Raw genomic sequence first — 22,551 nt, 5'->3', positions numbered from 1 at the left:
GGGGAAGTCTGTTAAGAACGCTTATACAGCGGCAACCAAATCACCAGCCGTAAACCACCCAGCGGGCTGTCTTCGGCCTTCACCCAGCCGCGATGCTGCTGGATTGCGGTTTCAACAATCGCCAGACCCAGACCAGTTCCGCCAGACTCGCGATCGCGGGCTTCATCGGTACGATAGAACGGACGGAAAATCTGTTCTCTGTCTTCAGGGCTTACGCCCGGGCCATCATCGTCTACAGTGATGGTGATCCCGTCGATATCCACCGCGAAGCCCACTTCGATCTTCGTGTGTGAATAGCGCAGGGCATTGCGCACAATGTTTTCCAGCGCGCTTTCCAGCGCATTTGGGTTACCGTACAGCGGCCACGGACCCGGCGGGAAATTCACCGTGAGCGATTTACCCATCTGCTCCGCTTCAAAGGCGGCGTTATCCAGCACTTCGCCCCACAGCTGATTGGCTTTCACCGTTTCACTGACCAGCGCGTTTTTCTGCTGATTACGCGACATCACCAGCAGGTCGTTGATCATGCTGTCCAACCGGTGCGCCTCGGTTTCAATACGCTCCAGCTCTTTACTCTCACCGCTACGACGGCGCAGCAGCGCAGTGCCCAGTTGCAGACGGGTTAACGGCGTTCTCAATTCGTGAGAGATGTCCGACAGCAGGCGTTGCTGCGTGGTCATCATTCGCTCCAGCGCCGTCACCATCTGGTTAAAGCTGGCGCCTGCCGCCAGAAACTCCTGCGGACCCGCTTCCAGTTCCGGATGTTGACGCAGGTTGCCCTGGGCCACTTCATCCGCCGCATTTTTCAATTTTCGCGCCGGTTTCGCCAGGCTCCAGGCAAGCCAGAGCAATAGCGGAGAGCTGACTAACATAGTGACAATCAGCAACAACAGCGGTCGGTCGAACAGCAGGTTGATAAAGTCTGATTGTGAGCTGCTGGCAGGTCGAATGAGATACAGCTGGTAGTTATCTTCCCCGTCTCTGACGGAGAAAGGCCCGACCATCTCAACGCGACCGTATTTTTTCTTTTGCGGATGGTCAGCGTTATCGGCCTGACCAATAAAGTTACGAATGATCTGCATTTCGTTGCGTTCTGCGCCGATCACGCGTCCTTCCGTCGTAACAAGCAATAACCGCTGTCCTGGCGGCGCCCACTTGTCTATTGCCCGAAACAAGCGACGCCACCACATCAAATCGTTGGGTGGGTCGTTCGCCAGTTCAGCTTCAACGTGTTGCTCAATCATCAACCCTTGGCGCTGCTCGCTGTCCAGTAGCTCGGTCATCTGACGTGAATCGAGCTTGGGTAACATCAGCACCAACATCAACACCAGCGCCAACGTCAACCAGAAGATGGCAAAGATGCGTGCGGTTAAGCTCCCTATCATGAAGCGGAGACCATCAGGTAGCCGCGACCACGCAGAGTTTTAAACCACGGGTGTCCGTCTTTACGCTCTGGCAGCTTACGACGCAGGTTCGAGATATGCATGTCGATCGCGCGATCGAAAGGCGTCAGGCGTTTGCCCAGGACTTCCTGGCTCAAATGTTCACGCGAAACCACCTGACCAAGATGCTGTGCCAGCAAATAGAGCAGGGTGAATTCGGTGCCGGTTAACTCCAGGATTTGCCCATCAAAGCTGGCTTCCTGGCGGCCCGGGTTAAGGCTTAACGCATCCACTTCCAGCGTCGGCGAACCGTTGTCGCTGTTCTGCTGCTGCTCACTCCAGTGCGAGCGACGCAGAATAGCGCGGATGCGCGCGACCAGTTCACGGTCGTTGAACGGTTTAGGTAAATAGTCGTCCGCACCCAGTTCAAGGCCAAGTACGCGATCCAATTCGCTGCCGCGAGCGGTCAGCATGATTACGGGAGTCTGGTGTGTCTGACGAAGTGCTTTCAGCGTATCAATACCGTTTTTCTTCGGCATCATGACGTCGAGCAAAAGTAAATCGATGCTGTCATCAAGAAGCTCAAGCGCTTGTTCCCCATCATAGGCAACCAGCACATCGAAACCTTCCATTTCGAGCAGCTCCTTTAACAGGGAAGTCAGCTCTCGGTCATCATCAACTAACAGGATTTTATTCATTGTTTACGTACCTCCGAGGCAGAAATTACGTCATCAGGCGTCGCTAATCTATGACTTTACGTTGTTTTACACCCCCTGACGCATGTTTGCAGCCCGAATCGTAAACTGTCTCTCGTTGAATCGCGACAGAAAAGATTTTGGGAGCAAGTGATGGGCAAAGTTACCGCTGCCGTCATGGCCTCAACGCTGGCATTCAGTACTTTAAGCCATGCAGCTGAAGTCGTCACAGGCGATCACTGGCACCTGGGTGATGGCTCATCGCAACGCAGCGTACAGAGCCACATGTTTGACGGTATCAGTTTAACCGAACATCAACGTCAACAGATGCGAGATTTAATGCAGCAGGCAAGACACGAACAGCCTCCTGTTAATGTTAGCGAAATGGAGACAATGCATCGCCTTGTCACCGCAGAGAAATTTGATGAAAGCGCTGTGCGCGCTCAGGCAGAAAGAATGGCGCAAGAACAGGTTGCTCGCCAGGTTGAAATAGCCAGGATTCGCAATCAGATGTATCGCCTGTTAACGCCCGAGCAGCAAGCGGTTTTAAATGACAAACATGAACAACGAATGGAGCAACTGCGCGACGTAGCGCAATGGAAACAAAGCTCATCGTTAAATTTATTGAGTAGTAGCAACTCACGTTCCCAGTAGTACCCCTGTTTTCCTTGCCATAGACACCATCCCTGTCTTCCCCCACATGATGTGGGGGTTTTTTTTGCCCAAATTACAGCGAATTACCAAAGACAAGCAGCTACTTACAGAAGATATTTGGAGCGTATAAACGCTTTTGTTATGTGTGGCTGACCTCAATGTAACTTACTGCCTCTATGTAGGGCCGTGTACTCTGATAATAATGCTTAGCTTTTTCCTAAATCCAACACAATGCCATCATTGGTAATGATAAAGGTGTAGTAGTGATTTTTTCCATTTAAGGTATAGCTTGCGCCATACACTAACCCTTTTTCTAAATTTACCGTAAAGCAGGTACTTGGGTAGGTGAGATGCTTAAAATCGCCAACTAATAATTTTTTATTTTCTATACTATTAGTTGACAGAATATAGCGGTTTAACACATCGTTTTTATCAGTGGTAAAGCAAACACGATTGTTGTCTACGTAGATCGCCCGTCTTTCGCCGGACTCTGCACCCTCTCTATCTTTCCCTGGGCACCCGGCGAGAAATAAAAGTAAAGGGAGAAAAGTGATCGATTTCTTCATATCGGAAAGTCCCCTAGTACCTTTTCATATTTCTGAATTAACTCCAGCACCGGTTCTTCTGGGTCATAATCACGGTAAACATACAGATCGCTATGCCCATCAAACCCATAATGCTTTAACAACCAGTAATCGCTGACTAAGGATGCTTGCTGCTCCAGTCCGTAATCAAGTAAGTTTTTCTCATTTAGACTGTATGTATAATCAGCTGCCCATGAGAACGCTCCGCGTGTTCGTACCCACATTCCATATTGGTGCTGCCAAACATGCATCATTTCATGTAAAAATAGATGCTGGGCATTTGGAGTTGGCTGTTTTGTAGGCATCGAGAAATCATCTTCGTATTTTATTTTTCTAAACCACATTTCGCCGTTGGGCGTCATCGCCTGGCCGGGGTTTTGACTATCAAAAGGAAGATAACTTTCCAGATGAACCCAAACTTGCTGGTAAAGAATGCTGAAGCCAAAGAGCGAGTTTGCAAGATTTATCTCGTCAAGCTTTAGCCTACGCAGACCTCCTTCCTTGATCGGTTGCCAGTCAATAGAATTAGGGTAATACGCCATCTTAATCCCTCAAGATATGTTGATTGAGTGTTTATCGTACATCTAAAGTAAATGAGCATTGGAAGAGTTATAGAGAGGTCTCAAAAATTCAGAATAAAACGTATTCAGGTGGTGTATGGATCATGCTGATCAGGCTGTAAGATAGGCCGTAATGTAGATTTTTTATTAGAATAAATTTCTAATTTAAGTGTGTTATGTATTGCTACAACATTCCATCCCTGTCTTCCCCCACATGATGTGGTTTTTTTTGCCCAAAATTTGTCACTCGGTTATTGCCTGACTGTTTTACTTCATCCGTTATACTAGCGGCATATTCTGGCGGGAGTGTTTATGAATCATACTTATGGACGGCTGGTTAGCCGGGCAGCAATCGCGGCTACCGTGATGGCAACGCTGTTACTTTTGATCAAAATTTTTGCGTGGTGGTACACCGGATCGGTCAGTATTCTGGCTGCATTGGTGGATTCTTTGGTGGACATCGCGGCGTCGTTAACCAACCTGTTAGTGGTGCGCTATTCGCTGCAACCGGCCGATGATGAACATACGTTCGGACACGGAAAAGCGGAATCACTGGCTGCACTGGCGCAAAGCATGTTTATTTCCGGTTCGGCGCTGTTTTTATTCCTGACCGGGATTCAGCATCTCATCCAACCCACGCCAATGAAAGATCCTGGTGTTGGGGTGGCGGTCACCATCATTGCGTTAGTGTGTACAATCATTCTGGTCTCGTTTCAGCGCTGGGTGGTGAAACGCACGCAAAGTCAGGCCGTTCGGGCGGATATGCTTCATTATCAGTCTGATGTTATGATGAACGGTGCAATTCTCTTGGCGCTTGGCCTGGCATGGTACGGCTGGCATCGTGCTGATGCCTTGTTTGCGCTTGGGATTGGCATCTATATTTTATTTAGCGCATTACGCATGGGATATGAGGCGGTGCAGTCCTTGCTGGATCGCGCTTTACCCGATGAAGAACGTCAGGAAATTATTGATATCGTGACGTCATGGCCTGGAGTCAGTGGCGCCCATGATCTTCGCACGCGGCAGTCAGGGCCGACCCGCTTTATTCAGATTCATTTGGAAATGGAAGACAATCTGCCGCTCGTTCAGGCGCATTTAGTGGCTGAAGAGGTTGAGCAGGCAATTTTACGGCGTTTCCCGGGATCAGATGTCATCATTCATCAGGATCCCTGTTCGGTCGTACCCAAGGAAGGCAAGATGTTTAAGCTTTCATGATTCGTTGTAAAAAAAGTGAACCAGGCCAGCATTTTGTGTATAAATTACCACCATTCGGCCTGACCTGAATCAATTCAGCAGAAAGTGATTGTTATACTATCTGCATATTCGTTGGATCGTTTCGATATGCGGAATCGACTTCCGGCAGCAGATTTCATTTTGCATTCCAAGTTCAGAGGTAGTCATGATTAAGAAAATCGGTGTGTTGACAAGCGGCGGTGATGCGCCGGGCATGAACGCAGCAATCCGTGGTGTTGTACGTGCAGCGTTGACGGAAGGGCTGGAAGTCATGGGGATCCATGATGGCTACCTGGGTTTGTATGAAGACCGTATGGTTCAACTTGACCGTTATAGCGTGTCCGACATGATCAACCGTGGCGGTACTTTCCTCGGTTCAGCCCGTTTCCCGGAATTCCGCGACGAAAACGTCCGTGCGGTGGCTATCGAAAACCTGAAAAAGCGTGGCATTGATGCGCTGGTTGTTATCGGTGGTGACGGTTCTTATTTGGGGGCGAAACGCCTGACTGAAATGGGCTTCCCCTGCATCGGTCTGCCGGGCACTATCGACAACGATATCAAAGGTACTGACTACACCATCGGTTACTTCACCGCGCTGGGTACCGTAGTTGAAGCGATTGACCGTCTGCGTGATACCTCTTCTTCTCACCAGCGTATTTCCATCGTTGAAGTGATGGGGCGCTACTGTGGCGATCTGACCCTGGCGGCTGCAATTGCCGGGGGTTGTGAGTTCGTGGTGGTTCCGGAAGTGGAATTCAGCCGTGACGATCTGGTTGCTGAAATCAAAGCCGGCATCGCGAAGGGCAAAAAACACGCAATCGTAGCGATCACTGAGCACATGTGTGACGTTGACGAACTGGCGCATTACATCGAGAAGGAAACGGGCCGCGAAACGCGTTCAACCGTGCTGGGCCACATTCAGCGTGGTGGTTCCCCGGTTCCTTACGACCGTATTCTGGCATCCCGCATGGGCGCCTATGCCATCGAACTTCTGCTGGAAGGTCACGGCGGTCGCTGTGTTGGTATTCAGAACGAGCAGTTGGTTCACCACGACATCATCGACGCTATCGAAAATATGAAGCGTCCGTTCAAAGGTGACTGGATGGACTGCGCGAAAAAACTGTACTGATTGCTTTTTGTTGCCCGGTGGCGCTTTGCTTACCGGGCCGACAAGAGTACACGTTGTAGGCCGGGTTAGGCGCTAGCCGCCATCCGGCAACCCCTCAGTTTTATTCCTCGAAGTTATAGCAAATCTTTTTTTATTCTTTAATGTTTGGATGCCTTTCTGGCACGCTTTGCTCATTACAACATCACATAAGAGAGCTGGGCGATGAACAAATGGGGCGTAGGGTTAACATTATTGCTGGTATCGACCAGCGTTCTGGCAAAGGATATTCAGCTACTTAACGTATCGTACGATCCAACGCGTGAGCTGTACGAGCAGTACAATAAAGCCTTCAGCACGCACTGGAAGAAAGAAACAGGTGACAACGTTGTGATCCGTCAGTCGCACGGCGGTTCGGGTAAGCAAGCAACCTCCGTCATCAACGGCATTGAAGCCGATGTTGTGACGCTCGCACTGGCTTATGATGTTGATGCCATTGCTGAACGTGGTCGAATTGATAAAAACTGGATTAAGCGCTTGCCGGATAACTCTGCGCCTTACACCTCCACCATCGTGTTCCTGGTCCGCAAAGGCAACCCCAAACAAATTCATGACTGGAACGATTTGATCAAACCCGGCGTGTCAGTGATTACACCAAACCCGAAAAGCTCAGGTGGCGCACGCTGGAATTATCTGGCGGCATGGGGCTACGCTTTACACCACAACAACAACGATCAGGCCAAGGCACAAGACTTCGTGAAGGCCCTGTATAAGAACGTTGAAGTGCTGGATTCCGGTGCGCGTGGTTCAACCAATACCTTTGTAGAACGCGGTATCGGTGATGTGCTGATCGCCTGGGAAAACGAAGCGCTGCTGGCAACGAACGAGCTGGGCAAAGACAAATTCGAGATAGTGACGCCGAGTGAATCTATCCTCGCGGAGCCGACCGTTTCCGTGGTCGATAAAGTGGTGGAAAAGAAAGACACCAAAGCGGTGGCGGAGGCTTATCTGAAGTATCTCTACTCCCCGGAAGGTCAGGACATTGCAGCGAAAAACTACTATCGTCCACGTGATGCAGACGTTGCGAAGAAATACGAAAACGCATTTCCGAAGCTGAAGCTGTTCACCATCGACGAAGAGTTTGGCGGCTGGACAAAAGCGCAGAAAGAGCACTTTTCTAACGGCGGTACGTTCGATCAGATCAGCAAACGCTAAATAATTCTGTGATTTACCGACCCGGTGGCTTAACGCAACCGGGTTTTTTATTTGTCATGGTTTTGCGTTACTCTTGCCCTTCAATGGGATACAGGAAACGCGTAATGAAAAAAGCAGGCTATCTTTTTCTGGCGGTAATGGTTGTTGCCGTCGCTGCAGGTATCGGGTACTGGAAATTTACCGGCAACCCGGACGCATTACGCAAGATTGTTCTTCAGCAATGCCTGCCACACCAGTTGCAGCAGCAGGATCCTGCGCCGTGCGCAGAAGTGAAGCCAGATGCCGGATATGCGGTGTTCAAAGACCGAAATGGCCCTTTGCAATATTTGTTGATGCCCACTTACCGCATCAACGGTACAGAAAGCCCACTGCTGTTAAAATCAGGCACGCCGAACTTTTTCTGGTTGGCCTGGCAGGCGCGTAGCTTTATGAGCCAAAAATACGGCCACGAAATCCCTGACAAAGCGGTCTCTCTGACCATTAACTCGCGTAGCGGGCGTACACAAAATCATCTGCATATTCATATCTCCTGCCTGCGAACCGATGTCAGACAACAGCTTGATGACAACCTGGCGAAAATCAGTACTCGCTGGCTGCCTTTACCGGGTGGACTGCGCGGTCATGAATATCTGGCGCGTCGCGTCACGGAAAATGAACTGGCGCAACGCAGTCCATTTATGATGCTGGCAGAAGAGGTGCCGGATGCGCGTGAACATATGGGCAGCTATGCGATGGCGATGGTGCGTCAGAGCGATGAGTCTTTTGTTCTGCTGGCAACCCAGCGCAATCTGCTGGCGCTCAATCTCGCCTCCGCTGAGGAAATTCAGGATCACGACTGTAAGCTGTTGGCAAATTCTCAAAATTAGTTTGATTGTCTGGCAGGGTTCTTATTTCAGAGTAAGCCAGGAATATGAATTAAAGGGACTTCTCATGTGCGTATAACGAGTGTTGTTATTAATCAGTTACGTTTGCTGATCGTTCCTGTGTGGTAGACAGAGATGAAACACAGCAGGAAACGGTGATCCGGCTGAGTTATTTAATGGAAACCTATATAAGTATTAAGAGCTATTGCCACGGCCATACTTATCTAAAGCGAAGCTGCAAAGTAGCCGGTAAACATCGTTGCCGGGACTGCGGCGTTTCGCCATTAATCAATTGATTAAGCAGTTCGAAGCAGTGCCAGGCTAACAGCTTGTTATCCTGCTGAATAGTATCGATGCGCACAGAGAGTGAGTCGTACAGATAATGATCGTCGAAGCTGGCCAGATGAATATCGCTAGCCAGTAAATGATGTTGGCTCATATAGCGCAGCACCCCTTCCAGCAACCCACAGGCAGCGGTAAACACCGCTTTTGGCGGGCGCCCTAAGCGTGCGCAAAGGGCCGCAAACATCTCATAGCCTGAACTGGGATGGAAACTGCCGTTAATCACCCACTCCGGACGCAGCTCGACGCCAGCCTTTATCAAACCTTGAGTAAAGCCCGCCAGCCGGTCCTGGGTGGGGGATAATCTCGGTTGGCCGCCGAGGAACCAGAATTCGTCTCGATGCTTTTGGGCGATACGTGAGATAAGATCGACCGTAGGCGTAATGGAGTCGGTCATGACCAGTGGCAGATCGCTTTTTCCCGGGCAGCGGTCAAACAGCACTATTGGCAATTGCTGGCTTAGCTTCCGGTAGTCGGCATCGCTATGCAGGCAGGAGGCGATAATCAGACCATCAACCTGACGAGCGACCATATTATTTACCGCGATGCTTTCCTGCGCCGGATTTTCATCCGTACAGGCAATCAGCAACTGCACGCCAGCCTCACGGCACAGCATTTCTAGTTCATGTGAAAAAACGGCGAAGCCGTAGTTGGTCATTTCTGGCACGACAAGACCAATAGTATGGCTGCGATTATCGCGTAATGAACGGGCGTGAATACTCGGTTGATAGTGCTGTTCGCGGGCGATGGTCAGCACGCGTTGACGCGTCTCTTGCGCGACGCGCATCTCTTTGCCACGGCCACTCAACACCAGGCTGGCTGTCGCTTTTGATACCCCAGCCATTTCGGCAATATCTTTGATAGTAACGCGTCTGGTTTTCATCACGGAAAAGTCATTTAAACTCAAGGTATTTATTCTATCATGTGTGGCAGAAGCGGCCAGTAACGGAATGCAACTGGCGTGCTACCCGTGAAAGTGAGTTCTCCTGGATAATCGGGGAAAAAACGGCTGCTCATTACTCCTTCGCCGTGGTTGATGAAAATCTCTATGCTGGAGCGGTCAATTAAAATGTGCAGATGGCACACCGTCCCGCGCCAGTAACGATGATGGATTTCCGCAGTTTGTAGACTTTGGCGTGAGAGCCGTAAGCCATCACCGTTAACGCGGAGATGCAACGCGCCAGCACAGTCGATGGTCAGTTCGTCGCCGCAGGCGATATCAAAAGCCAACTCCATTGGCACTAAGCGCAATACGCCCCCTTGCCAGCCTTGCATTTCGCCGCGAAGTGCCGCAAGTTCCCGCGCCGGGGTCTGGTATAGCGTGCCATTACGCCAGGTGAGTTCACGCAGGCAGGTCATTTGGTGAATCCATCCCTGCGCGCAGGTTGGCTGCGACAGCTCCTCGCCGTCCGGAACGCCCATCCATCCTATCAGCAGACGACGGCCATCGCTCGATAGCAAGGTTTGCGGAGCATAAAATTCAAAGCCGCTGTCCAGTTCATGGAGTTCACTACACTCAAACGCGGAGCGAGCGTAATCGAGCTGCCCCTGCATCCACACGGCGGGATAGGTGTTGAGGAAGCGGTATTCTTCACGTGGTAATCCCTGTGGGCAGCAGATGAGAATATCCGTCCCGTTGAGGGGAAAAAGATCGGGGCATTCCCACATATAGCCGCCGCTGGAGAGGCCATTAAGGCCGTGGCCCGCTATTTCGCCATGGCTAAGCCACTGCTGTAGGTTTGTGGAGCTGAACAGTAACACTTTCCCCCGCAACTGCAGATCCTGAGCGCCCAGCACCATATACCAGCGATCGTGATGCCACCAGACTTTTGGGTCGCGCACATGGCCAGTGTATCCCGTCGGGAGCGGCAATACCGGACCTTGTTTACTGAACGCTCCATTTTCGCACTGTGTCGCCAGACATTGCCACGCCGTGCGCGCCCCATCGGCAAACTTGACGTTGCCGGTATAGAAAAGACGTAAGATCCCTTCATGATCTATTGCACAACCGGAGTAACAGCCATTACGGTCATACTCCTCATCTGGTATCAGGGCAATTGGTTCATGCCGCCAGTGGATTAGGTCAGCAGAGCTCCAGTGCCCCCAGCATTTAAAGGTATGATCGCAAGCGAAAGGATTCCACTGGTAAAACAGATGGTATCGGCCAGCGAATTCGATAAATCCATTAGGATCGTTCATTAATCCGGTCACCGGCGCATGGTGCCAGTGAGGATAATGATCATCAGCCAACGCGCGGGGCTGGCCTTGCATTACCGCCTGCAAAATTTCAGGCAGTCGGGAAGGTAATGACATTAGTTCACGTCCATTTTATCGTTTAGTTACAACCCTGCGTTGTATCAGTGATTGATTTCGCTATCGGTACGGCGCCCGCAGAGAATAAAACCTGGCCAGTATTAAACGTGGCCATCTCAGGTGAGGGGGCTGACTTTAATCAACCATGCTAAACCGATTTAATGAGGAATGAGATGAGTATTGACATCATTCTTGCCTCGAAAAAGGCACTACGCAAGGTCTGACAGACGAGGTAACGCCGTCATTGCACCTTTGGCGGTGGTCGCCAGCGCACCGCAGGTTTGTGCCAACGTGATGCTTTTTTCCAGAGACTGCGCATTCTGTGGAAGTCCATGTGCCGCCAGACTGAAGAGTAAACCTGCGACAAAAGCATCGCCAGCGCCAGTGGTATCAATGCTGATCGTCGGGCGAGCAGGGAAATGCAAAACCTGCCCACGAAAGGCCACTATGACCCCTTCTTTACCTCGGGTTACCATCAGGAGGTCGTGCTGGTAACGCTCCATCATCCAGCGCACGCCCTCGGACGGGTCATCACTGGCGCTGATAAACACCAACTCTTCTTCCGACAGTTTAACTACATTTGCCATGGTCAACGCGCGTTGAATGTTGTCACGCAGCAGTTGCTCATCACGCCACAGATCGGCCCTGATATTTGGGTCGAAGCTAATGTAGCCTCCCGCATATTTTATCTTTTCCATTGCGGCAAAAGCTGTGCTGCGACTCGGTTCTGCGCTGAGTGCAATTGAGCAAATATGCAACCATTGCCCGGAAGTGAATAGTGGCAAATCGCGTTGCTGTAAGAATAAATCAGCACTGGGGCGAACCATGAACGTGAAAGTTCGTTCGCCGTCTTCATTGAGTGCGACCACGACGGTGGATGTCCGATGCTCACCATCAACAGACATGTACCCGACGTCGACGTTTTCTTGTTTCAGCGTCTGGAGCATAAAATGACCAAAAGGATCATCGCCAACGCGACCGATAAATCCGCTGTCCCCGCCCAGACGGGCCACGCCTACTGCCACATTCGCTGGCGCGCCGCCGGGACACTGTCGCAGGCACCCTTCACCATCCGGCAATAAATCAACGACAGCATCCCCAAGGACCCAAACTTTTCTGCTCACCATAATTCCTCTTTTAGCTAAACAGTGCTAAACCGGTTTAGCTAAGTTAAACACAGTTCAGGATCAAGCGGAATAGGAGGCAGGCAAATTTTCCCCCGCGACGAGGAAGAGATTATTTTACTTTGTGATAGCAATCATATTTTCAAAACATTGTAGTATTTTCTCTGTCCTTCCCCCCTTATTCTGATGAGCACATGATATCGATTTCATAATACGCCATGGCCACGATTAAAGATGTTGCTGAAAAAGCAGGTTTATCAATAACCACCGTCTCCCGGTTTCTTAATAACCATCCCTATATTTCTGAAGATAAAAGGGAAAAAATTCTGGCAGCGATGAAAGCGCTGGATTATGAACCCAGCACCGCGGCGCAGCAGATGCGTGGCGTGAAAAGCCAGCGTATTGGCGTACTGATTTCGCGGATCACTAACCCTTTCTTTGCCAGTCTGGTTGATGCGCTGGAAAGTACCGCGCGTAAAAATGGTTACTCGGTGCTGATTGTTCAGAACCACAACAGCCCTGGAGAAGAAAAGAACTGTCTGGATCTGTTAAAGAAAAAAATCATCGATGGGCTGATCCTTTGTGCAATGGAAAGCGAATCGCATGTTATTGAAGAATATGAAAAATATGGCCCGATTTTGTTGTGTAATACCGGTGGTGAAATGACGACTCTGCCGGTGGTTCGGGTAGACGATCGGAACGCAACCTATCATGCGATTCGCTACTTAATGGCAAAAGGTTATCGCCGTATTGCGTACGCCACTGGCGGAAAATTTCAGCAAAAGGGGCATGGTAGCCGAAGAAACAACGGTTTTTTGGCGGCGATGAACGAGATGGGGTTGACCGTCAATGAACGTTGGTTATTTCGTGAACAGCATACTTATCATGATGGTCAGGAGATTGCACTTCAGATCCTGCAAATGATGCCTGAGGAGCGCCCGGACGCCATTTTCACCGGAAGTGATGAAGTTGCCTGCGGAGTGATAGGCACTCTGACCATGAACGGTATGAAAATACCGGAAGATTTGGCGGTTATCGGGTTCGATAATTTACCCGTGGCTGAAATGCTCAATATTCCGTTAACGACCGTCAGTCAGCCCATCGTGGCTCTGGGCAGGATTTCGGCAGAGTATATGCTGGCGTTAATCAATGGGCAGCAATACAAGTATGATCCGGCCGAGTTGAGACCAGAGTTAGTGATTCGACAGTCGGCATAAATTTTTTTTAATTCGATATGGTATCGATTTCATATATCAGGGGATGTTATGCCAAAGATGGAAAAAAACCGCCACGCGTGGTGGAAGGAGGCGGTGATCTACCAGGTCTACCCAAAGAGTTTTTACGATAGTAACAATGACGGTATTGGTGATATCCAGGGAATCATCGCTAAATTGCCTTATCTGCAAGAACTGGGAATCACCATGATTTGGGTTTCGCCGTTTTATCAGTCACCGATGGCGGATAATGGGTATGATATTGCGGATTACTATGCCGTAAATCCGGATTTTGGCGATATGCAGGATGTGGAAAATCTCATTGCGTGCGCCAAAGAACATGGTATTCAGGTCATGATTGATCTGGTTATAAACCATACCAGCGATGAGCATCCCTGGTTTACGCAGGCGCTGGCGCAGCCCCAGTCGAAATATCGCGATTACTATATTTTCAAACCCGCCATCAACGATGCGCCGCCAAATAACTGGCGCTCTATTTTCGGCGGCAGCGCGTGGGAAAAAGTAGCGGGTGAAGCGTGTTACTATCTGCACACCTTTCACCGCAAACAGCCCGATCTTAACTGGGAAAACCCGGCGTTACGGGAAGAGATTTACGCCATGATCACCTGGTGGCTAGAGAAAGGCATTGCGGGTTTTCGGGTTGACGCCATCACCTTCATTAAGAAAGACCAGGATTATGGTTCCTTGCCTGCCGATGGGATTGACGGCCTGGTATCGATAAAATGGAAATCACGCAACCGCCCCGGGATTGAGGTTTTTCTTAACGAGCTAAAAGAACGCACTTTTCAGCGTTTTGGCTGCGTTACCGTTGGGGAAGCGCCGGGCGTACCGCTAGCGGATTACGGTCAGTTTATCGGGCCGCAGGGCTATTTCGACATGATCTTCGATTTTCATGCTGCCGATATCGATGTGGAAAATGGTTCTGAATGGTTCCGTCGACGTGACTGGACCGTGAAAGAGTTTAAACAGGCGCTCTTTGCCAGCCAGCAAGCGTTTATCGCATCCGGCTGGGGAACGACATTTATCGAAAACCACGACCAGCCCCGCGCACTTTCAAAATTGATCCGCGATCCGGTATTTCAAAATGAAACAGGTGCGAAAGCCCTGGCGGCCATGTATTTCTTCATGCACGGAACGCCTTTTATTTATCAGGGCCAGGAGCTGGGAATGAAAAATTTCAATCGGACTCGCATTGAGCAGTTCGACGATATTTCCAGTATTGATAACTATCATCGCGCACTCACGGAGGGTTTTACTTCTGCCCAGGCACTGGAGTTTATTAATCAACGTTCCCGGGATAACTCACGAACGCCGTTCCCGTGGGCTAAAACGATTAATGGAGGCTTCAATTCGGGAGCACAGCCGTGGCTGGAATTCACCCACCGTGATTTTGAGATTAACGCTGAAGAGCAGCGACATCGTTCAGATTCTGTGTTCCATTTTTATCAACGTCTGATTCAGCTACGTAATCATGAATATCCAGAAGTGTTGATTTATGGCAATTTTAGCCCGTTAGAAACCCACAGTGATGACATCGTCGCGTATGCACGGCATACCGATAATCAGCGTCTTATTTCCATAACCAATATGAGTAATACTCCATTATCTTATGTGATTCCGGTTGGGGAAGTTCTGCTTAATAACTATGACAGCATTGATTCTAACCTGAAACCCTACCAGACAATTATCATTAAAGAGTGTGTAACAAATGAGCAAGTTTAAAAAAATTGCCGTTGAGATTGTCGATACAATTGGCATTGATAATATTATTTCGGCCACCCATTGCGCCACCCGATTACGCTTGCAAGTAAAAGACCGTGAGCGTATTAATGACGAAAAAATCCGCAGTATTAGTGATGTAAAGGGCGTATTTTTTAATTCTGGGCAATACCAGATTATCCTTGGTACTGGAATCATTAATAAAGTCTATAGTGAGTTTGCCGCCGCTTTTAATGTTACTGAGGTCAGCAAAGAGGAGATGATCCAGCAGAGCGGAAATCGCTTACAACGTGGTATACGCAATTTATCGGACGTGTTTGTGCCCATTGTCCCCATTCTCGGGGCAACCGGCCTGTTCCTTGGTCTGAAAGGGGTACTATTCAACGATACCGTACTGGCCTGGTTTGGGAGTAATGCTGACAATATTCCTCTTTACCTGAAAACCCTGACCACGGTGCTGTGCGATACGGCATTTGCCTTTTTGGCAGCGTTTATCTGCTGGTCGGCATTTAAAAAATTTGGCGGGACGCCGATCGTTGGATTTTTGATTGGCCTGATGCTGGTTTCACCGGCATTGCCTAACGCTTATGACGTCGCCTACGGTAATGCGAACCCAATTTATGTCTTTGGCTTTATTCCACTGGTGGGCTATCAGGGCTCAATTTTAACGGCGCTCATCACTGGCATTATCGGTGCGAAACTGGAGATTGTATTGCGGAAGGTTATGCCAGATTCGATGGACCTTATCTTTACGCCGTTTGTGGTCATTTTGCTGTCGGTGTCCATTGCTTTACTTGTATTAGGGCCATTAGTTCATGGTTTTGAACATTACGCGATCTTAGCTATACAGCAATTCCTTTCTTTACCTGCAGGAATTGGTGGATTGCTAATTGGATTCCTCTACCCGATAGCCGTCATGACCGGGATGCATCATATGTTCATTATGATTGAAACCTCCCTGATAGCGGGCACAGGGTTTAACCCTTTAATCACCGTCTGCGCGATGTATGGCTTCGCCAATGCTGCCGTGTGTCTTGCTATTTCATTGAAATCACGCAGTCCATCATTTAAAACGGCTGGTATTTCCGCAACCGCGACGCAACTTCTTGGTGTCTCAGAACCTGCGCTATTTGGTATTGTGATGCGAACAGGAATTCGTGCTATCGCTATAATGCTTATCTGCTCCGCGCTTGGCGGAATGGTATTATCATTATTGTCTATAAAAGCCAATTCTTATGGGCTGGCAGTATTGTTATCACCATTAATGTATATTTACGATCATTATCAGGTTGTGAGTTATATCTGTGTAGGCGTTGCCGTATTTATCCTCGCCTTTATCATGACCACGCTGCTCGTAAAAATTAATGATGCGCCTGGAGATAAAACAGAAAATCCTAAATAAGGAATAGAAACATCATATTTCAGGTTGTACGTGTGTTCACTACGCCTCGAATGATGTAGAGCTATTATTGATATAAATTATTGTTAATAAATTATGTTATGCGCAACGGTGCGTAAGGCCTGCTTTTGCCCGAATATCCGTTGCCCATCTTTGGGATTATTATGAAACTCAATAACGTTGCTTTTATGGGGCTGTTATTGCCTTTAACAGCGCAAAGTGCGGACATAACCCTCAGCGATATTAACGCCCGGTTAGAAGTGCTGGAGCGGGAGTTGCAGCAGTCGCGAGCGCAGTTGGTTCAGGCGGAACGAAAAATCGACAGTGCAGAAAAACGTGCAGCAGCGGCAGAACGAAATACGGCGCAGGTACAGGAAAAATTGCGGGCGATACAACAATCACAATCGTCATCGCAACCGAATATTGCGTTGACTATGGCACCGTCCTTCGGCAAAGAGACCCCGGCGGGAGAGCGGACGGAGATTAAGTTCGGCGGTTATGCGCGTACGGGGATCCTGACGGGTAAAACCGGTTCCTCTACGACCGTCGGGCCTTCCATGACGCCAGCGGGCAGCACCGGGGGCAGCGTAGGACGTTTAGGGAATGAAGCGGACACGTATGTGACTGCTGATATGAACTTTTTGCACCAATATGCCAATAATTCGAAATTACGTTATTACATGAAAATAGCGGAATGGGACAAAACATATAATACCGATAGTGCCTTCAATGGTGAAATGAACTTACGGCAGGCATTTGCGGAAATGAGCGATATGCCCTCCTTTAGTGGCGCTTTTCAAAATGCAACGCTGTGGGCTGGTAAGCGTGAGGATCGTGATAACTTTGATATCCACTGGCTCGATTCTGACATGATGAGTCTGGTGGGGACCGGGGCGGGTATTTATGATGTGAGTTTTGTTGATGGCGTAAAAACAAACTTTTCGGTTTATGGCCGCAACTTCAATGATATTGAGGATATGGGGAATGTTGAATACAACAATATGACCGGTGCGGCGAACACCTTCGTGCAGAATTACACCTTTTCTCTGAATAATCGTCTGGGCCCATGGCAATGGATGGTTAATGGTCTGTATTCAAAGGATAATGACAAACGAATCAACGACGGGTTAGCGACGAACAAAGCGGCATCACAGGGTATCAATACGATGCTGGCGTACCATGGCGACAGCTTTTACGGCATAGGCGAGGGAATGTCGAAAACGATCCTGCAATATGGTAAAGCGCTGGGGGCCGAGGTGCGGGCTCCGGGGTCAGATGGATACCTGATTGATGACGCCTGGACGATTAAATTTGCCTCTTATGGTATCACCCCGTTAACGGATAAATTCAGTTGGGCTCCGGTATTTATGGCGCAAACGAGCAATAATCGCTATATCACTGACGATCGCTATAACTGGATAACGCTGAACTCGCGTTTTATTCAGGAGATTAATCAAAACTTTGCGCTGCAATATGAAACCAGTTATCAGTATATGGATATCGATCCACAAGGTTTTAACAATAACAAAGCAACCAGCGGTAGCTACGTCAAACTGACCTTCGCGCCAACATTCAAAATGCAAAATGTCACCGATTTCTTTGAACGGCCTGAGATACGCTTTTTTGTGACGTATATGAACTGGAATAAATCGCTGGATGATTATTCAAGTACGGATACGCCTGGGAGTACGGGTTATCACAGCGGTGGTTCGTTGTTGTTTGGCGCCCAGTTAGAAACATGGTTCTGATAGTCAAAAAACTAAGGGACGTTCATTCCGATTTAAGTTATCCGATCTATTATGGAATAAATGGTTTCAGTCGACCCACCTAATCTGGCGTTTACTCCGCATGCCTGTCCCCGTATTCTTGTTGAAAAAAACAACAGGAGACAGGCATGTCGATCTGGCTTACACACCCTCTGTTTATCCCCTCTCTGGTGGTTGGTATCACCATCCTGCTCTGGGCTACGTCGCTGCTGCCGGAATTTATCACCGCGCTGTTGTTCTTTGCCGTGGCAATGGTGGCCAAAATCGCGCCAGCGGATGTGATTTTTGGCGGCTTTGCATCGTCGGCGTTCTGGCTGGTCTTTAGTGGCTTTGTGCTGGGGATCGCGATTCGCAAAACGGGGCTGGCGGACAGGGCGGCGAGGGCGCTGTCATCGCGGTTGACCGATTCCTGGCCGTTGATGGTGGCGAGTGTGGTGCTGCTCAGTTACGCGCTGGCGTTTGTGATGCCGTCCAACATGGGGCGTATTGCATTACTGATGCCGATTGTCGCGGCGATGGCGAAACGAGCCGGAATTAATGATGGTACGCGCGCCTGGTATGGTCTGGCGCTGGCCGTCGGGTTTGGGACATTCCAGCTTTCCGCGACGATTTTACCCGCCAACGTCCCGAATCTGGTGATGAGCGGCGCGGCGGAAGGTTCTTACGGTATCCATCTCAATTATCTTCCCTATTTGCTGTTGCATACACCGGTGCTGGGCTGGCTCAAAGGTGCGGTTCTCATCGCGCTTATCTGCTGGCTGTTCCCTGGCAAGCCTCATGCGCCGCGCGATCTCACGCCATCGGAACCGATGAGCGGAGATGAAAAACGTCTGGCCTGGATGTTAGCGGTGGTGTTGCTTCTTTGGGTAAGCGAAAGCTGGCACGGCATTGGCCCCGCGTGGACCGGATTGGCGGCGGCGGTTATCACGCTGCTACCACGGGTTGGTTTTATCAATGGCGAGGAGTTTTCCTCTGGGGTAAATATCCGGACCTGTATTTACGTGGCGGGCATTCTGGGGCTGGCGATTACCGTTACCCAGACCGGCATTGGCAGTGCGGTGGGCGAAGCGTTGCTGCAGGTGATGCCACTGGATGCAGAAAAACCGTTTACCAGCTTTCTCGCGCTGACTGGCATTACCACCGCGCTCAACTTTATTATGACAGCGAACGGCGTCCCGGCGCTGTATACCACGCTGGCGCAAAGTTTTGCTGATGCAACAGGGTTCCCGCTGCTGTCGGTGATTATGATCCAGGTATTGGGTTATTCCACACCGCTGTTGCCGTATCAGGCTTCGCCGATTGTGGTAGCGATGGCGCTTGGGAAAGTGCCTGCGAGGGCGGGGATGCTGCTGTGTATCGCGCTGGCGGCGGCAACGTATCTGCTTCTTCTGCCGTTGGATTACGCCTGGTTTAATGTGTTGGGGAAATTGTAATAAATGCCGGATGGCGACGTTGTCTTATCAGGCCTACATAATTCCGTAGGTCTGATAAGCATAGCGCCATCAGGCATTAACGCGCATTACGCCTGTTTAGCGGCTTCTGCTGCTTTAACGATCACGGCGAAGGCGTCAGCTTTCAGAGAAGCACCGCCAACCAGCGCGCCGTCGATGTCCGGCTGAGCAAACAGTTCAGCAGCGTTTGCTGCGTTTACGGAGCCGCCGTACTGGATGATAACTTGTTCAGCGATTTTCGCGTCAGCTTTAGCAATGTGGTCACGGATGAATTTGTGAACAGCCTGAGCCTGCGCTGGAGTTGCTGATTTACCGGTACCGATAGCCCATACTGGTTCGTAAGCGATAACCACGCCTTCGAATGCTGCCGCGCCCTGAGTTTTCAGAACGGCGTCGATCTGACGTGCACAAACTTCTTCAGTTTTGCCCGCTTCGTTTTCTGCTTCGGTTTCACCGATGCACAGAACCGGAGTCAGACCCTGTTCTTTCAGCACAGCGAATTTTTTAGCGATCAGCTCGTCAGACTCTTTGTGGTAAGTACGACGCTCAGAGTGACCGATAATGATGTACTGTGCGCCGATATCTTTCAGCATTTCAGCAGAAGTTTCACCGGTGAATGCGCCAGACAGGTTCAGGTCAACGTTCTGCGCGCCCAGAATGATGTGGCTACCGGCAGCGGCGTGTTTTGCCAGGTCGATATACATTTCCGGCGGAGCGATCGCTACTGCACAGCCAGCAACGCCAGCCAGTTCTTTACGCAGATTAGCAACCAGTTCGTTTACCATATGGCGGCTGCCGTTCAGTTTCCAGTTACCCATCACTAAAGGATGTCGCATTTCATTTCTCCACGCTTGTCAGCGAATTAAGGAATATGGCCGCCCGTGAGGGCAGCATGGTCTGTGAAACAGTATAAAGATTCATCCCCTGAAAGGCTTTGCTTTTTGTCATCAATTCGCCTTCTCAAGACTTTCTGATAGTACCAGCTTAATCGGTTCAACAGCGAAGGTCAGTCCTTTTTCACCGTTGTCTGCAACAACATAGCGAATTGCGCCTTCTGTTTCTGCGTAATAGCGCTTGCCTTTGCCGGCAGCGAGCAGTTTTTGTAGCTTTTTCTGGCTCTGTTCTTTCGTCTGCAGCGGCGCGACGGTGCGAATAACGGCGATCATGTATTCCAGCGCTTTCGCTTTGGCCGCTTTTTGTTCTGGCCCCTGAATGGGCAACCAGGTTATCTGCATACTTTTGATTTTTAAGGTGCCGCGCTCAAGGGCGGAGGACGCATACAGGTTTTCATTAATTTTACTGGCTGCGCGGGTGAGATTTGCTCGATCGCGACTGCTGTCGATGGCGCGGAACTCATTCAGGATAAGCTTCGGATTCTGCGTATTAAAGTTTTCGCGAAACTGGCTGATCGACAGGTCAAAGGTTGGCGCACCCGCCAGTAAATAGGGGGCCGTGGTTGCCGTCGATGGCTCTTCCGCCCGTGCCGCAGCACTGGCTGTTAAGGCTGAAAACAATAATAAAAACAGTATAAATCCTTGCTTCATCAATAGTACCTTTCATTCTCACTGCTCACGATTAAAACGGTAACCGTCGGGCTTGTCAAAAGGGTAAACTGTTCTGGAAGGTAATAATAAAGGAACTTACATGACCATACAGCAGTGGTTATTCTCATTTAAAGGGCGCATCGGGCGCCGTGATTTCTGGATTTGGATAGGCCTGTGGATCATTGGAATGCTGGTTTTGTTTTCGTTGGCGAGTAAACAATTACTCGATATTCAGACGGCGGCATTTTGTCTGGTATGTCTGCTGTGGCCAACGGCTGCGGTGACGGTAAAACGCCTGCACGATAGGGGGCGTTCAGGAGCATGGGCGCTGTTGATGATTCTGGCGTGGATGCTGCTGGCCGGGAACTGGGCGATGTTACCTGGCGTCTGGCAATGGGCGGTTGGTCGCTTTGTGCCGACGTTGATTCTGGTCGGTATGCTAATCGATCTGGGCGCGTTCATTGGCACCCAGGATGAAAATAAATATGGGAAGGATACGCAGGACGTGAAGTACAGAGCTGACTCGTAGGCCGGATAAGCATTAACGCCATCCGGCAAGCCCTCACCAGTAGTGCTCAGCGGTCATATGGCCCGGTCGACGACGCAGGTGTTTGGTCATTTGCCGGGTTTCTTTCAGCAGTTGCTGTGTATCGCGTACCATTTGCGGGTTTCCGCACAGCATCACGTGGCTGGTTTCTTTATCCATTGACAGCCCTACCGCTTTTTCCAGTTCACCGCTTTCAATCAGCGCCGGTACGCGCCCGGTCAGCGAGTCTGCAGCTGTCTCCCGGCTGACAACCGTCTGGATGCGTAATTTACCTTCGTAGCACTTTTCAAGCGCCTGCATCAACGGCAGGTAACTCAAATCGGCGGCATAACGTGCGGCATGCACCAGCACCAGATTTTTAAAGCGATCCAGGTCTTTGCCTAACTGCAGAATCGACAAATACGGACCGATAGCGGTGCCGGTTGCCAGCATCCATAGCGTTTCGCAATCAGGGACTTCATCCAGTACGAAGAATCCAGCGGCCTCACTCACCACCTGGACTTCATCACCTGGCTTTAGCGCTGCCAGTTGAGGGCTGAGTTTGCCGTCGGGAACCGTCACCAGATAAAATTCTAAGTCAGGATTGTCAGGCGCATTAACATATGAATAGGCGCGCTGGACGCGCTCGCCGTCAATCTCAAGGCCAAGTTTGGTGAACTGACCTGCGGTAAAAGGAAGAACCGGAGCTCGCACGGTCAAACTAAACAGGGCATCGGTCCAGTTCTGCACCTTTGTGACTTTGCCTGTTACCCAATCTGCCATGGTTTTCTCCTGTCTGCTTTGATTGCCTTATCTTCGTTCGTTGGGCGAAAGATTTCCA

At 50.0% G+C, this 22,551-nt stretch carries 21 protein-coding genes; 11 read left to right on the top strand and 10 right to left on the bottom strand.

Features of this window, described 5'->3' with window-relative positions; all coding sequences use genetic code 11:
• Positions 1 to 11 precede the first annotated feature (11 nt).
• Both cpxA and cpxR read right to left on the bottom strand, forming a co-directional pair.
• Complete coding sequence (gene cpxA / locus OGX99_RS10915; RefSeq protein WP_003840485.1) at positions 12 to 1,385, bottom strand: envelope stress sensor histidine kinase CpxA; 1,374 nt, start codon at positions 1,383 to 1,385, stop codon at positions 12 to 14.
• Positions 1,382 to 2,080, bottom strand: a complete 699-nt coding sequence (gene cpxR / locus OGX99_RS10910; protein WP_003028763.1) for an envelope stress response regulator transcription factor CpxR — start codon at positions 2,078 to 2,080, stop codon at positions 1,382 to 1,384. Before cpxR ends, cpxA begins: the two co-directional genes overlap by 4 nt.
• Positions 2,081 to 2,230: 150 nt before the next feature.
• On the opposite strand from cpxR, the gene cpxP reads away from it, so the two are divergent.
• Entirely contained in the window at positions 2,231 to 2,731 is a 501-nt protein-coding gene (gene cpxP, locus OGX99_RS10905; RefSeq protein WP_151218430.1) for a cell-envelope stress modulator CpxP, read from the top strand.
• Between the two features lie 206 nt (positions 2,732 to 2,937).
• Here the strand turns inward: cpxP and OGX99_RS10900 are convergent, their stop codons facing one another.
• Both OGX99_RS10900 and OGX99_RS10895 read right to left on the bottom strand, forming a co-directional pair.
• The gene (locus OGX99_RS10900) at positions 2,938 to 3,297 is read right to left on the bottom strand and encodes a putative T6SS immunity periplasmic lipoprotein (protein ID WP_151218431.1); all 360 of its coding nucleotides are present in this window, start codon (positions 3,295 to 3,297) and stop codon (positions 2,938 to 2,940) included.
• On the bottom strand, positions 3,294 to 3,857 hold the full coding sequence (locus OGX99_RS10895) for a type IV secretion protein Rhs (RefSeq protein WP_151224159.1): 564 nt from the start codon (positions 3,855 to 3,857) through the stop codon (positions 3,294 to 3,296). Before OGX99_RS10895 ends, OGX99_RS10900 begins: the two co-directional genes overlap by 4 nt.
• Before the next feature lie 330 nt (positions 3,858 to 4,187).
• On the opposite strand from OGX99_RS10895, the gene fieF reads away from it, so the two are divergent.
• The 4 genes from fieF (at position 4,188) to OGX99_RS10875 (ending at position 8,294) form a co-directional block, all read left to right on the top strand.
• Positions 4,188 to 5,090: a CDF family cation-efflux transporter FieF gene (gene fieF / locus OGX99_RS10890; RefSeq protein ID WP_151218432.1), complete on the top strand. Its 903-nt coding sequence runs from the start codon at positions 4,188 to 4,190 to the stop codon at positions 5,088 to 5,090.
• A gap of 184 nt (positions 5,091 to 5,274) precedes the next feature.
• On the top strand, positions 5,275 to 6,237 hold the full coding sequence (pfkA, locus tag OGX99_RS10885) for a 6-phosphofructokinase (protein ID WP_151218433.1): 963 nt from the start codon (positions 5,275 to 5,277) through the stop codon (positions 6,235 to 6,237).
• A 201-nt stretch (positions 6,238 to 6,438) separates the two neighbouring features.
• Entirely contained in the window at positions 6,439 to 7,428 is a 990-nt protein-coding gene (sbp, locus tag OGX99_RS10880) for a sulfate/thiosulfate ABC transporter substrate-binding protein Sbp (protein ID WP_151224160.1), read from the top strand.
• Positions 7,429 to 7,532: 104 nt separating this feature from the next.
• Positions 7,533 to 8,294, top strand: coding sequence for a CDP-diacylglycerol diphosphatase (locus OGX99_RS10875; RefSeq protein ID WP_286541383.1), 762 nt, complete (start codon positions 7,533 to 7,535; stop codon positions 8,292 to 8,294).
• Between the two features lie 217 nt (positions 8,295 to 8,511).
• Here the strand turns inward: OGX99_RS10875 and OGX99_RS10870 are convergent, their stop codons facing one another.
• The 3 genes from OGX99_RS10870 to cscK form a co-directional block, all read right to left on the bottom strand.
• Complete coding sequence (locus OGX99_RS10870) at positions 8,512 to 9,516, bottom strand: LacI family DNA-binding transcriptional regulator (RefSeq protein WP_151218479.1); 1,005 nt, start codon at positions 9,514 to 9,516, stop codon at positions 8,512 to 8,514.
• Between the two features lie 29 nt (positions 9,517 to 9,545).
• Positions 9,546 to 10,946, bottom strand: a complete 1,401-nt coding sequence (locus OGX99_RS10865; RefSeq protein WP_151218436.1) for a sucrose-6-phosphate hydrolase — start codon at positions 10,944 to 10,946, stop codon at positions 9,546 to 9,548.
• A gap of 209 nt (positions 10,947 to 11,155) precedes the next feature.
• Complete coding sequence (cscK, locus tag OGX99_RS10860) at positions 11,156 to 12,070, bottom strand: fructokinase (RefSeq protein ID WP_151218480.1); 915 nt, start codon at positions 12,068 to 12,070, stop codon at positions 11,156 to 11,158.
• Positions 12,071 to 12,288: 218 nt separating this feature from the next.
• Here cscK and OGX99_RS10855 point away from each other — a divergent pair, with 218 nt between their 5' ends.
• The 5 genes from OGX99_RS10855 (at position 12,289) to OGX99_RS10835 (ending at position 19,622) form a co-directional block, all read left to right on the top strand.
• Positions 12,289 to 13,287 (top strand): LacI family DNA-binding transcriptional regulator, encoded by a 999-nt coding sequence (locus OGX99_RS10855; RefSeq protein WP_151218437.1) that lies wholly within the window; start codon positions 12,289 to 12,291, stop codon positions 13,285 to 13,287.
• Between the two features lie 48 nt (positions 13,288 to 13,335).
• Positions 13,336 to 15,027: an alpha-glucosidase gene (locus tag OGX99_RS10850; RefSeq protein WP_261990578.1), complete on the top strand. Its 1,692-nt coding sequence runs from the start codon at positions 13,336 to 13,338 to the stop codon at positions 15,025 to 15,027.
• Positions 15,014 to 16,426: a PTS transporter subunit EIIC gene (locus tag OGX99_RS10845; RefSeq protein ID WP_286543533.1), complete on the top strand. Its 1,413-nt coding sequence runs from the start codon at positions 15,014 to 15,016 to the stop codon at positions 16,424 to 16,426. Before OGX99_RS10850 ends, OGX99_RS10845 begins: the two co-directional genes overlap by 14 nt.
• Positions 16,427 to 16,587: 161 nt before the next feature.
• Positions 16,588 to 18,171 (top strand): carbohydrate porin, encoded by a 1,584-nt coding sequence (locus OGX99_RS10840; protein ID WP_151218438.1) that lies wholly within the window; start codon positions 16,588 to 16,590, stop codon positions 18,169 to 18,171.
• 146 nt (positions 18,172 to 18,317) lie between these two features.
• On the top strand, positions 18,318 to 19,622 hold the full coding sequence (locus OGX99_RS10835; RefSeq protein ID WP_151218439.1) for an SLC13 family permease: 1,305 nt from the start codon (positions 18,318 to 18,320) through the stop codon (positions 19,620 to 19,622).
• A gap of 86 nt (positions 19,623 to 19,708) precedes the next feature.
• Here OGX99_RS10835 and tpiA read toward each other — a convergent pair whose 3' ends face one another.
• Both tpiA and OGX99_RS10825 read right to left on the bottom strand, forming a co-directional pair.
• Positions 19,709 to 20,476, bottom strand: a complete 768-nt coding sequence (tpiA, locus tag OGX99_RS10830; protein ID WP_003028783.1) for a triose-phosphate isomerase — start codon at positions 20,474 to 20,476, stop codon at positions 19,709 to 19,711.
• Between the two features lie 111 nt (positions 20,477 to 20,587).
• Positions 20,588 to 21,184: a DUF1454 family protein gene (locus tag OGX99_RS10825; protein ID WP_151218440.1), complete on the bottom strand. Its 597-nt coding sequence runs from the start codon at positions 21,182 to 21,184 to the stop codon at positions 20,588 to 20,590.
• Positions 21,185 to 21,284: 100 nt separating this feature from the next.
• Between OGX99_RS10825 and OGX99_RS10820 the strand changes: the two genes are divergently transcribed.
• A complete protein-coding gene (locus OGX99_RS10820) occupies positions 21,285 to 21,713 on the top strand; it encodes a DUF805 domain-containing protein (RefSeq protein ID WP_151218441.1) in 429 nt (142 codons plus the stop codon).
• A 33-nt stretch (positions 21,714 to 21,746) separates the two neighbouring features.
• On the opposite strand, the gene fpr is transcribed toward OGX99_RS10820, so the two are convergent.
• Entirely contained in the window at positions 21,747 to 22,493 is a 747-nt protein-coding gene (gene fpr, locus OGX99_RS10815; protein WP_151218442.1) for a ferredoxin--NADP(+) reductase, read from the bottom strand.
• Between the last annotated feature and the right edge of the window lie 58 nt (positions 22,494 to 22,551).

It is taken from the genome of Citrobacter sp. Cu096 (assembly GCF_030332285.1).
GTDB classification, from domain to species: domain Bacteria; phylum Pseudomonadota; class Gammaproteobacteria; order Enterobacterales; family Enterobacteriaceae; genus Citrobacter; species Citrobacter meridianamericanus.
Note: the sequence above shows the minus strand (reverse complement) of the source record. Positions and strands in the feature narration are given on the sequence as shown.

What these genes read in the sequence shown, in the direction of transcription:
- tpiA (WP_003028783.1), bottom strand. Translation starts at nt 20,476, where the DNA reads ATGCGACATCCTTTAGTGATGGGTAACTGGAAACTGAACGGCAGCCGC.
- OGX99_RS10835 (WP_151218439.1), top strand. Translation starts at nt 18,318, where the DNA reads ATGTCGATCTGGCTTACACACCCTCTGTTTATCCCCTCTCTGGTGGTT.
- cpxP (WP_151218430.1), top strand. Translation starts at nt 2,231, where the DNA reads ATGGGCAAAGTTACCGCTGCCGTCATGGCCTCAACGCTGGCATTCAGT.
- OGX99_RS10840 (WP_151218438.1), top strand. Translation starts at nt 16,588, where the DNA reads ATGAAACTCAATAACGTTGCTTTTATGGGGCTGTTATTGCCTTTAACA.
- cpxA (WP_003840485.1), bottom strand. Translation starts at nt 1,385, where the DNA reads ATGATAGGGAGCTTAACCGCACGCATCTTTGCCATCTTCTGGTTGACG.
- fieF (WP_151218432.1), top strand. Translation starts at nt 4,188, where the DNA reads ATGAATCATACTTATGGACGGCTGGTTAGCCGGGCAGCAATCGCGGCT.
- cpxR (WP_003028763.1), bottom strand. Translation starts at nt 2,080, where the DNA reads ATGAATAAAATCCTGTTAGTTGATGATGACCGAGAGCTGACTTCCCTG.
- OGX99_RS10875 (WP_286541383.1), top strand. Translation starts at nt 7,533, where the DNA reads ATGAAAAAAGCAGGCTATCTTTTTCTGGCGGTAATGGTTGTTGCCGTC.
- fpr (WP_151218442.1), bottom strand. Translation starts at nt 22,493, where the DNA reads ATGGCAGATTGGGTAACAGGCAAAGTCACAAAGGTGCAGAACTGGACC.
- OGX99_RS10870 (WP_151218479.1), bottom strand. Translation starts at nt 9,516, where the DNA reads ATGAAAACCAGACGCGTTACTATCAAAGATATTGCCGAAATGGCTGGG.
- OGX99_RS10850 (WP_261990578.1), top strand. Translation starts at nt 13,336, where the DNA reads ATGCCAAAGATGGAAAAAAACCGCCACGCGTGGTGGAAGGAGGCGGTG.
- pfkA (WP_151218433.1), top strand. Translation starts at nt 5,275, where the DNA reads ATGATTAAGAAAATCGGTGTGTTGACAAGCGGCGGTGATGCGCCGGGC.
- OGX99_RS10845 (WP_286543533.1), top strand. Translation starts at nt 15,014, where the DNA reads ATGAGCAAGTTTAAAAAAATTGCCGTTGAGATTGTCGATACAATTGGC.
- sbp (WP_151224160.1), top strand. Translation starts at nt 6,439, where the DNA reads ATGAACAAATGGGGCGTAGGGTTAACATTATTGCTGGTATCGACCAGC.
- OGX99_RS10820 (WP_151218441.1), top strand. Translation starts at nt 21,285, where the DNA reads ATGACCATACAGCAGTGGTTATTCTCATTTAAAGGGCGCATCGGGCGC.
- OGX99_RS10855 (WP_151218437.1), top strand. Translation starts at nt 12,289, where the DNA reads ATGGCCACGATTAAAGATGTTGCTGAAAAAGCAGGTTTATCAATAACC.
- OGX99_RS10825 (WP_151218440.1), bottom strand. Translation starts at nt 21,184, where the DNA reads ATGAAGCAAGGATTTATACTGTTTTTATTATTGTTTTCAGCCTTAACA.
- OGX99_RS10865 (WP_151218436.1), bottom strand. Translation starts at nt 10,946, where the DNA reads ATGTCATTACCTTCCCGACTGCCTGAAATTTTGCAGGCGGTAATGCAA.
- OGX99_RS10900 (WP_151218431.1), bottom strand. Translation starts at nt 3,297, where the DNA reads ATGAAGAAATCGATCACTTTTCTCCCTTTACTTTTATTTCTCGCCGGG.
- OGX99_RS10895 (WP_151224159.1), bottom strand. Translation starts at nt 3,857, where the DNA reads ATGGCGTATTACCCTAATTCTATTGACTGGCAACCGATCAAGGAAGGA.